Origin of the sequence: Helicobacter cetorum (assembly GCF_900198405.1) — a bacterium.
In the GTDB taxonomy this organism is placed as follows: domain Bacteria; phylum Campylobacterota; class Campylobacteria; order Campylobacterales; family Helicobacteraceae; genus Helicobacter; species Helicobacter cetorum_C.
In genome coordinates this window covers 38,069-48,278 of the sequence record NZ_FZMR01000011.1, presented here as the reverse complement: position 1 = coordinate 48,278, position 10,210 = coordinate 38,069, and the positions used below count along the sequence as shown (strand labels likewise).

Below are 10,210 nucleotides of genomic sequence, written 5' to 3'. Positions count from 1 at the left end.
AAGCTTAAGGTTTGCTTAAATTTATGGAGTGTTTTGAAAAATGTGCTGAAGTTGGAGGGTGTTTAGGAATTGAACCTTATTACAGAAGGCTTTTCTCGGGGGTTCTGATAAATTTCATCAATCTTTTGCAAGTAACGATTAAAATTGAATTTTAGGGCAAGAAACTCCAAAAATCTCTAAAACCACAAAAATATCCTACATCATTTTGCAAGCCCCATGGCTTAAATCTTTTTTTAAAACACCCACCCATAGTTAAAGAACACATTAAAATGACTAACCCCCTCTTTTAAAATAACATGCCCATAAGCATTAGGATTATTAAAGGCTACTTTCATATTCCTTTGAATCAAAGGTAAAGAAACCCCTATAGAATATTTTGATTTTTTACCCCAAAAATTAATCCCTCCTACGAATTCAATATTGCCGGTATTTTTATTTTGGTTTAATAAACTATAGCGATTGTATAGCCCTCTAAAACCACTAAAGATTCCAAAGTTTTTAGTAAAGTCTAAGAGAGCCTCAACTCCTATGCCTAATCCTACTTGATTGATTTTTTTAGCAAAGTTATTGGCTTTAGCATAATTGTATTTCACTATTCCATAATAAGATAACCCAAAATAGTTGTTAAAATATTGTTGGTAACCTAGTTTGAAGTTAAAGCCTAGGGTGGCGGAACGAGCGTTCTTGTTATTTATGCTTGTTGTAACTTCATTTAATTGCGTTTTTAAAGCACTAAGCATGAGATTAAAGGGTTGTTGATTAGAAAGTTCGTTATAGTTTATAGGGAGCTTGTTTTCTTTAGCTAGAGTTGTCCAAGCTTGAGCACTAACTCCTACAAACCCAGGAATCACACCCTTATTATTAATGCAATAATCCCCTTGCGGGCACGATGGAGTGGGGTTTGGGTTTTCAGGCACATTAGAATAGGTCATGTTGCCAGCCTTATGGTCGCTATCATAACCTTTAGTGTGAGAATATTCATGTAAAAATACTTCTAAATTAAAACGCTCATTAGCATCGCTAATCAAATTGGGGTCTTTTAAAATTTTGACATAATCAGGGTTTAAATATTCAGCTCGCATGCTCAAAGATAAAGTGGTTGAAAGCCCGCTAAAATTAGATGCATCCAAGATAGAAAGGTATAAAGTTTGGTTTCTAGGGGCTTGAAATTTATCAATAATTGTTTGTGGGGCTATAGTCTCTCCGCTACTAACTAATTGCCCATTAAGACCAACAGAAGAAGAGTTAGAAAAAACAAAAGGGGCTTTTAAGATAGCTTGCTCCCATGTATTAGAGCTTAATACATAGGCTAAATTGGCAAACATCTCAGCGTATTCTTGAGCATCTTTTTGCGTTATGGGGGCATACACGCTTTGACCATTTGGCTTCGTATCGCTTGTAAAACCTTTATCGCTAAAACCTAAAGGAATATCCACTTTAATCTGTCCTAAAGAATCAACAACACGCTTGGTAATAGAATCAGCAATTTGAGATGGCACAAGCTCTAATTCATATTCGCTATTAAACTTAGTGATATTATTAAGATAGGTTTTAAGGTCATTAGAATCAATTTTTGAATTGATAAAATCAAATTGAGACACATCTAAAGTGGTTTTAGAAAAATCTTTCAAACTCTCTAATGTTGCTAAAACAATCGGTTTATCCCCATTTCTTGGTCTTGCAACTAGATTAAGCCCATTTAGAGTATAAGGCAAATAATTAGACAACTCAATGCCATTCATTGTAAGCACGCTTTTTATTAAATGCATGGTGCTAAAATTATTGCTCGTATCGCTTAATTTTGTCTTAGAAAAAACGCTTTTTTGGTCGCTTGAAAGCTGTTTATTAGAAAGTAATGGTGCTGAAAGCATAGGACGAGAAATAACTTGATTGCGTTTGATTCTTTCTTCGCTCTCTAACATTCCGGTTTCAAACCCACCCTCTATAAAAAACCCATTCCTAGGGCTTGCCTCTAAGCCACTTAAACTCGCTATCATCAAAACGATACTTCTATTTAAAAACCCCATTTTTGTATATCTCACTAAAACACCCACCCATAGTTAAAAAACACATTGAAATGGCTCACCCCCTCTTTTAAAATAACATGCCCATAAGCATTAGGATTATTAAAAGCTACTTTCATATTCCTTTGAATCAAAGGTAAAGAAACCCCTATAGAATATTTTGATTTTTTACCCCAAAAATTAATCCCTCCTACGAATTCAATATTACCGGTATTTTTATTTTGGTTTAATAAACTATAGCGATTGTATAGCCCTCTAAAACCACTAAAGATTCCAAAGTTTTTGGTAAAGTCTAAGAGAGCCTCAACTCCTATGCCTAATCCTACTTGATTGATTTTTTTAGCAAAGTTATTGGCTTTAGCATAATTGTATTTCACTATTCCATAATAAGATAACCCAAAATAGTTGTTAAAATATTGTTGGTAACCTAGTTTGAAGTTAAAGCCTAGGGTGGCGGATTTATTGGCTTTTGAAACCGATTGCATCGCCGAAATACTTTCATTAATGGTGCTAATAAGCGTGTTAGCAGATGCTTGTGAGGGAAGTAATAAATCTTGTTGTTTGTCTAAATCTTTATAATTGATAGGCAGAGCGTTTTTGCCTAATAAATCATTCCATACAGAGCGAGTAACCCCTACAAACCCCGCAGGCACTTTCGCACAATTTGGGTAATTAGGGTGCGTAGCACACACATCATAAGTTGTATCATCAACTGGATAGGTCATGTTGCCATTGTGCGAATAACCTCTAGTGTGCGAGTATTCGTGTAAAATCACGCTTAGAGCGTATTGGATTTGCGTATAATCAGCATTATAGAGTTTGGAGGGTAAAAGATTGTAAGTTTCTATAGCCAAAGCCCCCCTAGAAGAATTACCCAAAGGAGTTCCATACCCCTCAACATTACTATCTTTTAATAAATGCCCCTCAATTGTCATGGTGTCCGTAAAATTTTTCACAATACTTTCTGGGGATACAAAGTATTCTTTGCTAGTGCCACTAGGTGCAAGCCCATTATCTTTAGGAGTTACGCAAGTGGATAAATCATCTTTATTGCAATCTGAGGGGCTATTTCTATTGGTAAAATCAAAAGGAGCGTTTAAAATGGCATTTTTCCATTCATCAGTGCTATAGACATACGCCATGTTTAAGACCAAATCTGTGTATAAACCCGCCCATTCCTTATTAAAAACCGCATTACAATCTATACCCTCCTTGCAATATAAGCCCGGACTATAAGACTGATTTTTATATTCTAAAAAAATATTAGCGCTAACTGCGTCAATAGCCCTAAACACCCTTTGAGTCATCTCGCTAGATTGACTAGAATGATTGACATTAAAATCAGCTTGATTTAAATCCACCCCCTTAAGGCTTTCAAAAGTCTCTTTAGGAATACTCATAAGAGATTGCTTAGGCAATGTTTCTAAAATACCCACATAAATCTCATGACCTTGAATATCTGTAACTTTAATTTGCACTTTATCTAAATTATAAGGCAGAAAGTTTTCTACTACAATAGCATTCTTTTGTGCATCAAATCTTATTTGAATAGGCTCTCTAGCTGAGAACTTAAGCTTTGCAATGCTATCAGCCGTTGAAAAAAGCTCAGAACCCATTTTTTGAATGGCTCCTAAAGGCACAAATGGCTCATTAATAGTCTTGGTAACTCTTTGGAGCACTTGTTGTTGTGTTTCTAACATTCCGGTTTCAAACCCTCCCTCAATAAAGACCCCACTTCTAGGGCTTGCCTCACATTCGCCAAAGAGACTTGCCAAAATCAAGCACATACTATTACTAATTCTTTTCAAAATATTTCCTTATATTTAGGTTTATCTATTTAATATCCATTTATTCTTATAATATTTTGATTGTCCTTATTGTATTGAAAAAACTTTAAAGTAGCTTTTAGCGAGAAAATTATTTAATGGGTTAAAAATTTTAAAGTTTTAAAATACCCATCCATAGTTAAAAAAGAGATTAAAATGGCTTACCCCCATATCAAAAGATGCCACACCCAAATAAAAAGGGGTTTGAAAATCCATTTTCATGTTTTGCTGGATAAGTGGTAAGGACGCCCCAATGCTATATTTAGAATGTTTATGGCGGTAGTTAAAGCCAAAAACAATGTTGATATTACCCCTATTTTTGGCTGTATTCATTAGCTGATAGCGGTTATAAAAAGCCCTTAACCCCATAAAAGTCCCCAATGAACTGATAAAATTACTTTCTTTATGATGCCTACTAGATGTATAGCTATTTAAAAAATCTAGCAATAAATCTGCCCCCACTCCATAACCATATTGATTGATAGTGCCAATATCTCCCTTAGCATTCGTGTGGTTATATTTAAAAATACCATAATACCCTAGACCTAAAAAATCATTAAAATATTGTTGATAACCTATCTTAATATCAGCACCTACTATCCCATTAGTATTTTGCGAAGAATTAAAATTCAATAATCTTGGTAAGCTGTATCCAAAACTTGGATTTTTTTGCAAATTAGGCGCTAAATTCAAATTGTAATGAGGGGCTTTTTGAGCGCTAAGCGTAGCGTAATTGATAGGTAATTTATCTTGCTTGGCTAGTTGCATTAAAACTTCTTCGCTTAAGCCCGCATAGCCCGCATGCACTTCATGGCAATTTGTATGGTCTGCCCCCTCACAAATATCATACATTGTTTTATTGTTAGGATAAGTCATATCGCCATTATGGCTATAGCCTCTTGTATGTCCGTATTCATGAAAAATATCATACAAAGGAAAACTATCTTTCCAATCCCATGTGTGCCAAATTTTATTGTTTTGATTGATGAAATCTTCATCTAAACCCAAGCTCCCAAACCACCCACGCCCATAGACATTTGCATTAGTATTAATCACGCCTAAGTTTAGTTTCACACTCCCAAAGTCTGTGCTGTTGTCATCTTTTAAACTCCCCTGAATATTCAAGCAATCATTAAAGCTTGCAGAACTATGTGTATTGTATCCGCATTGGTTAGTAAAGTTCTCCCACACTTGCTTAGGCGTCCATATATGACAACCTTGCGAATTAGGCTCTGCACACCATGCAGGAGCTTGTCCGTAGATATTAGGTGTGGCATCAGTTGTGCAAGTATCAAAATCAATCCTTTGCTTATCTTTGTTCAAACAAGGATTAGGGTCAAAAGGTTTCTCAGCGTTTACAAACGCAAAAGGAGCGTTTTCTAAAGCCACCTTCCATTCTTTAGAACTGAATAAATACGCCACATTCAGTAACACATAAATATAATCTCGTGCTAAAGCCCCGGTAACCGGCACATAATCGCTAACATTTACGGTTACTTTTTTACCATTTTTGGTCTCTACCCATGGATAAGTATCGCCTGTTGGCTCATTACTAAAAGTGCCAATGATATTAACCTTAATAGAATTGATAGCGTCTAAAACTCTTGTTGTATCCATAGAAGAATAAGCACTAGGCTCTATACTAAAAGAAATATTTGTATCATTTTTATATTGCTTGAGAATGGGAAAAGTATCTAAATTAAACTTTGCTAAACTAAATTGTGGGAGTTCTTGCAAATGTGTGATAACAATATCCTTACCACCTGCATGCATAACCAAACTGACATTAGATAAATCATAAGGCAAAAAGCTTTCAATTTGCAAGGTGTTATCTTTAATGATTGTTTGAATAATATTTTTTGTGCTAAAGGTTACGCCAGAGGCATTTTGATTAGGGGTTAAAATCTCGCTTGCATGCGATAAATAATAAGAACTATTCACACATAAAGCCTCATTACAAGGAATGCTTTCATGCCTTTGGATTTCTTTATGCTCTAGCATACCGGTTTCAAAACCTCCCTCTATAAAAAACCCATCTTTTTGGTGAGCGTTCAAAAGATTTGCTAATAAAACGCATAAAAATAAAAAGATTTTTAGCAAATAAGCACCCCCCCCCCCCCAAGAAACCTAAAAAAAGAAAAAGAGAATAGAGAGATAAAAGGTCTATAGAGAGATAATAGACTATATTCATTACAACACACCAAGCATTTTTTCATTGTAACCTCAATTTTATGTTTTAAAAAATCCACCCATAATTTAAGAAAATATGCATGTTTTTAGGAGTCTCTTGTAAGGTTACTTCACTGACTAAATCAGCGCTTTTGGCTTGAATCTTTTGATTGATTAAAGGCACACTAATGCCTAAAGAAAATTTTGAATGCTTATAGCGGTAATTCACTCCGGTTGTAAAATGCACATTCCCTAAATTCTTATTTTTCTTCAAAAGCTTGTAATTATTCCACACGCCCCTAGCTCCTGCAAAAATTCCAAAAGAACTCTTAAATTGTTTTCCATTATAGACATTGACAAAATCTAGCAATAAATTACTCCCTACCCCCAAGCCCATTTGCACCACATTACCTACAGAGCCCTTCATAGATGCGTGATTATAATTGAAAAATCCATAGTAAGACAAACCTATAACATTATTAAAATATTGCTGATAACCTAACATGGTATTAAAGCCTAGCATAGGGGCTTTTTGCTGGCTTGTTGTGGGGGTTATTTGAGTGTTAGAGCGAGTTTTTTGAACAATGTCATTTAAAGCAGTAGCAAAGCTTTGAACCGCCATAGAATTTTCTGGCTGTAAGGTGATAGGGTTGTATTGCCTACTTTTAGGAATATCTTTCATGGGGTCATATTGCCCGCTTGGAGCGTCTGTCATAAAGGGCAATTCACCACTACGCGCCATTTCTAGCCATACTTGAGTGGTTACTGAAGTAAAGCCTTCACCATAAGGTTGTAAATAACCACCATTATAAGTCATGTTACCATTATGTTTATAACCCCTAGTATGAGAATATTCATGCAAAAATTGATAAAACCTTTCTAAATACTTGTCTGCTGTCGCATTAGGGTCCCAAAATAAAGGGCTAGAATATTCGCTAAATACCGCACTCTCCAACGCATAAAGAGTAGAGCTACCAAGCCCTGCGATACCATTATTAAGCGAACGATTTAACTCTTGCAAGCGTAAATCTCTGCTATCGCCTCGCATGTTATCAATAACTTCTTGCTTTGGAATCTCTCTCCCTTCATCATGGAAAGTAAAGCTTGCCTGATTGATAGCATCTTCCCATTTTTGCGAATCTAAAACAAACGCTAAATTCAATAAATTCTTAGAAAACGCCTCCGCAAACCAAGGATCTACAGACTGAAAACAAGAACTACCATAAGAGCTACACCAATTCATATTTTGAGGTTGTCTAAGGTCTGTAAAATGCCCATGAATGTTGGTTGTAATCGTATTAAGACTATTGATAACTCTTATTGTTTCTTTATCAGCTTTATCTCCGGGTTTAATCACAAAATCGCTTGGGTCAATATGTCCTTGCAATTTTTCTAACGCACCAATTTTAGAGGCATCAAAAGTGGTGCTTGAATTTTTAGGCAAATTAACAATCGTAGCAATTTGAACTTCTTTGGTTTGTCCTTTTTCATCTTGCACTTTAACATACAAATCCACATCAGCTAAATTAACAGGAATAAAGCTTTCTAAACTCACTTGTTGATTAGCGCTATCATAGCTAAGACGCACCGGCGTTTTAGTAGAAAACTTAATACTCCCATTATTAAGTTTTTCTTTATCGTTAAAAAGTGAGCCTTCTGTTGGGTTATTCAAATCGCTTATACTAAGCTCTACAGAAGTGATTGGTGCACTATCTTTAAAAGTAAGAGAGTCATTAAAACTTGGCGTTTTAGGGATTTTATCTTGCTTTGGAGGAGTAACTTCTACTTTAGCAACCCCTTGAGGAACATTTTGCGTGGTTGGTGTTGGCGTGGTTGGTGTATTAGTTGGTGCATTATTAGGCGTAGTTTGAGGCGTAGTTTGAGGTGCTTTTGAACTCTGCTGATTGATTTTATTACCCACGCTACTAGAAGTATTAGTGGTGCTTGTTTTGGAATGAGATGTTTTAGGTGAGAAAAGGGGCTTAAAAATCTCGCTGTTAGAATAGCTTGTGAATTTAGGATATTTTTGCTCCCTAGTTTCTAGGTATCCACTCTCAAAACCTGCCTCTATAAAAAATCCGCTCTTTGGGTGTGCCTCACATTCGCTCAATAGCCCTACCAAAATAAAAGCTATGCTTTTAGAAAAAATCTTAAAATTCTTATTCAAAACTTTCCTTTTTTTGTTTGTCATTCATTTATCATTATAGTTTTTTACTTTCGTTTTATATTTTAATTCAAAAAACTTTAATTTAGCTTTTATTAAAAATTATTAAACTCTAAAAGACCTAAAATACCCATCCGTAATTAAAAAATACATTAAAATGACTGATTCCCTCTTTCAAAATCATTGCACCTTGATAATTAACATCATCAAAAGCAACTTTAATCTTATTTTGAATTAGAGGCAAATCTACCCCTATAGAATACTTGGAGCGTTTATGGCGGTAATTAAAACCGGTAACAAGATTTAAATTTCCGGTATTTTTAACTTGTTTGATTAAGCTATAGCGGTTGTATAAAGCCCTAAGACCTGTAAAGATACCTAATGAATTTAAAAGATTGTTTTGAGAATATGAATTGACAAAATCTATCAATAAATCTGCTCCAACGCCCAAGCCTAATTGTTGGACTTTTTTGGCAACATGATTTATCTTAGAATAGTTATATTTTACAATCCCATAGTATGATATTCCTAAAAAATCATTAAAATATTCTTGATAACCCATCTTAAAGTTAAATCCTACCATAGATGAGCGATAATTCTTAGTGCTAACACTACTAGAAGCACCTGAGCTAGAGCCTAAATTCTGCACAGCATTTGTTAAACTATTGATAAAAGATTGATTCATACTCGCGCTTGGGGTAAAATCATTACCAATCGTTTTATAATCAATAGGAAGTTTACCCTCTTTACCTAGCGTTTGCCATGCGCTCTGAGTAACCCCTACCATGCCCTTATAGTATCGCTTGCCATCATGGGTGCCATATTGATGGTTATCCCCACCATAACACCAAGTCCCCTTAACACTTCCATCAGCACAAGTTAAATTACCATCATGGTCATAGCCCTTTACATGCCCAAACTCATGCACTAAAGTTTGAAAATCAGTGCGCGAACGCTTATCGCTCATGTTTAACCCCTTTAAAAAAGGGTCAATATTAGGGTCAATAACTTTATCCATAAGCCCAAACATAGAGCAAGGCGGAGCACCTTGAATTACAACCGGACAATTCCCCATTAAACCAGCCTCTCCCCCTGATGCTGGCAAAACAAAGAGAATTAATTTTTCTGTCCTTCGGTATTGATTAACCAAAAAATCTTTATCAATTACTTTACCATTGTCGGTAAAATTTTCTGGGTAGCTCATTACCAAATCAGCCCATTCTTTAGAGCTTAACACATAAGCAAAATTATATAAAATATCAGCATAATATTTAGCTTGCTCTAAAGTGATATTGCCATCTCTGCTTAGATACTGATGCACCCAAGTCAAATCAAAACTCCCCTCTAAATTAACCTTAATATCTTGTAGACTTTGCAACACTCTTTGAGTGTTTTCATCAGAAAATGATGATGCCTCTAAGATTAGGTTGGGCTCATTTACTCCCTTAAGCATTTCTAAAACATTAGTATTTAGATTAACTTGACTTTGAGCATCTAAGCTTTCTAATCCAGCAATTACAATCTTTTTTCCATCGCCTCTATCCCATACCAAGTTAAGATTATGCAAATCATAAGGCAAATAATTTTTAATATTGAGCGTGTGAGTATTCTTATCAAGGCTAAGTTTTAGGGCGTTTGTAGTGCTAAAACCATTATTAGAATCTTGTAAATTTTTTTCTGTCCATATAGGTGCAGTGCTTTTAGAGATTGTGGAATTAGAAAAATAGGCTTTTTGGGGCATTTTTGCTAGCCTTATAAATTGAGGTCGTCTAACAACAGATTCTTTTAGTCTCTTTTCTTCTCTGCTTTCTAATAGTCCTGTCTCAAACCCACCTTCTATAAAAAAACCGCTTTTTTGATGGGTCTCGCATTCACCAAAAGCACCAAGCAAAGTTAAAATAATGGGAAATTTATTAAGATTTATTTGGGGTATAAAAAGTTGCTTTAATATTTTGTCTCCCCTACTCTTTTGCTTTATCATCGCTTACCTTTATAATTATTTTTAGATATGTTTTAACATTTTTGAC

Annotated in this window: 5 protein-coding genes; all 5 read right to left on the bottom strand. The window is 35.1% G+C overall.

Translation table 11 applies throughout. The annotated features are described in order from the left end of the window. Positions 1-233 precede the first annotated feature (233 nt). Positions 234-2,042, bottom strand: a complete 1,809-nt coding sequence (locus C6H25_RS04330) for a hypothetical protein (RefSeq protein WP_158653871.1) — start codon at positions 2,040-2,042, stop codon at positions 234-236. Beyond that, a complete protein-coding gene (locus C6H25_RS04325; RefSeq protein WP_104748233.1) occupies positions 2,042-3,832 on the bottom strand; it encodes a hypothetical protein in 1,791 nt (596 codons plus the stop codon). Before C6H25_RS04325 ends, C6H25_RS04330 begins: the two co-directional genes overlap by 1 nt. Before the next feature lie 138 nt (positions 3,833-3,970). After that, complete coding sequence (locus C6H25_RS04320) at positions 3,971-5,950, bottom strand: hypothetical protein (protein WP_104748232.1); 1,980 nt, start codon at positions 5,948-5,950, stop codon at positions 3,971-3,973. 136 nt (positions 5,951-6,086) lie between these two features. Further along, positions 6,087-8,186, bottom strand: a complete 2,100-nt coding sequence (locus C6H25_RS04315) for an outer membrane beta-barrel protein (RefSeq protein ID WP_104748231.1) — start codon at positions 8,184-8,186, stop codon at positions 6,087-6,089. Between the two features lie 118 nt (positions 8,187-8,304). Then, a complete protein-coding gene (locus tag C6H25_RS04310) occupies positions 8,305-10,164 on the bottom strand; it encodes an outer membrane protein (RefSeq protein ID WP_233707327.1) in 1,860 nt (619 codons plus the stop codon). Positions 10,165-10,210: the final 46 nt, after the last annotated feature.

What these genes read in the sequence shown, in the direction of transcription:
- C6H25_RS04310 (WP_233707327.1), bottom strand. Translation starts at nt 10,164, where the DNA reads ATGATAAAGCAAAAGAGTAGGGGAGACAAAATATTAAAGCAACTTTTT.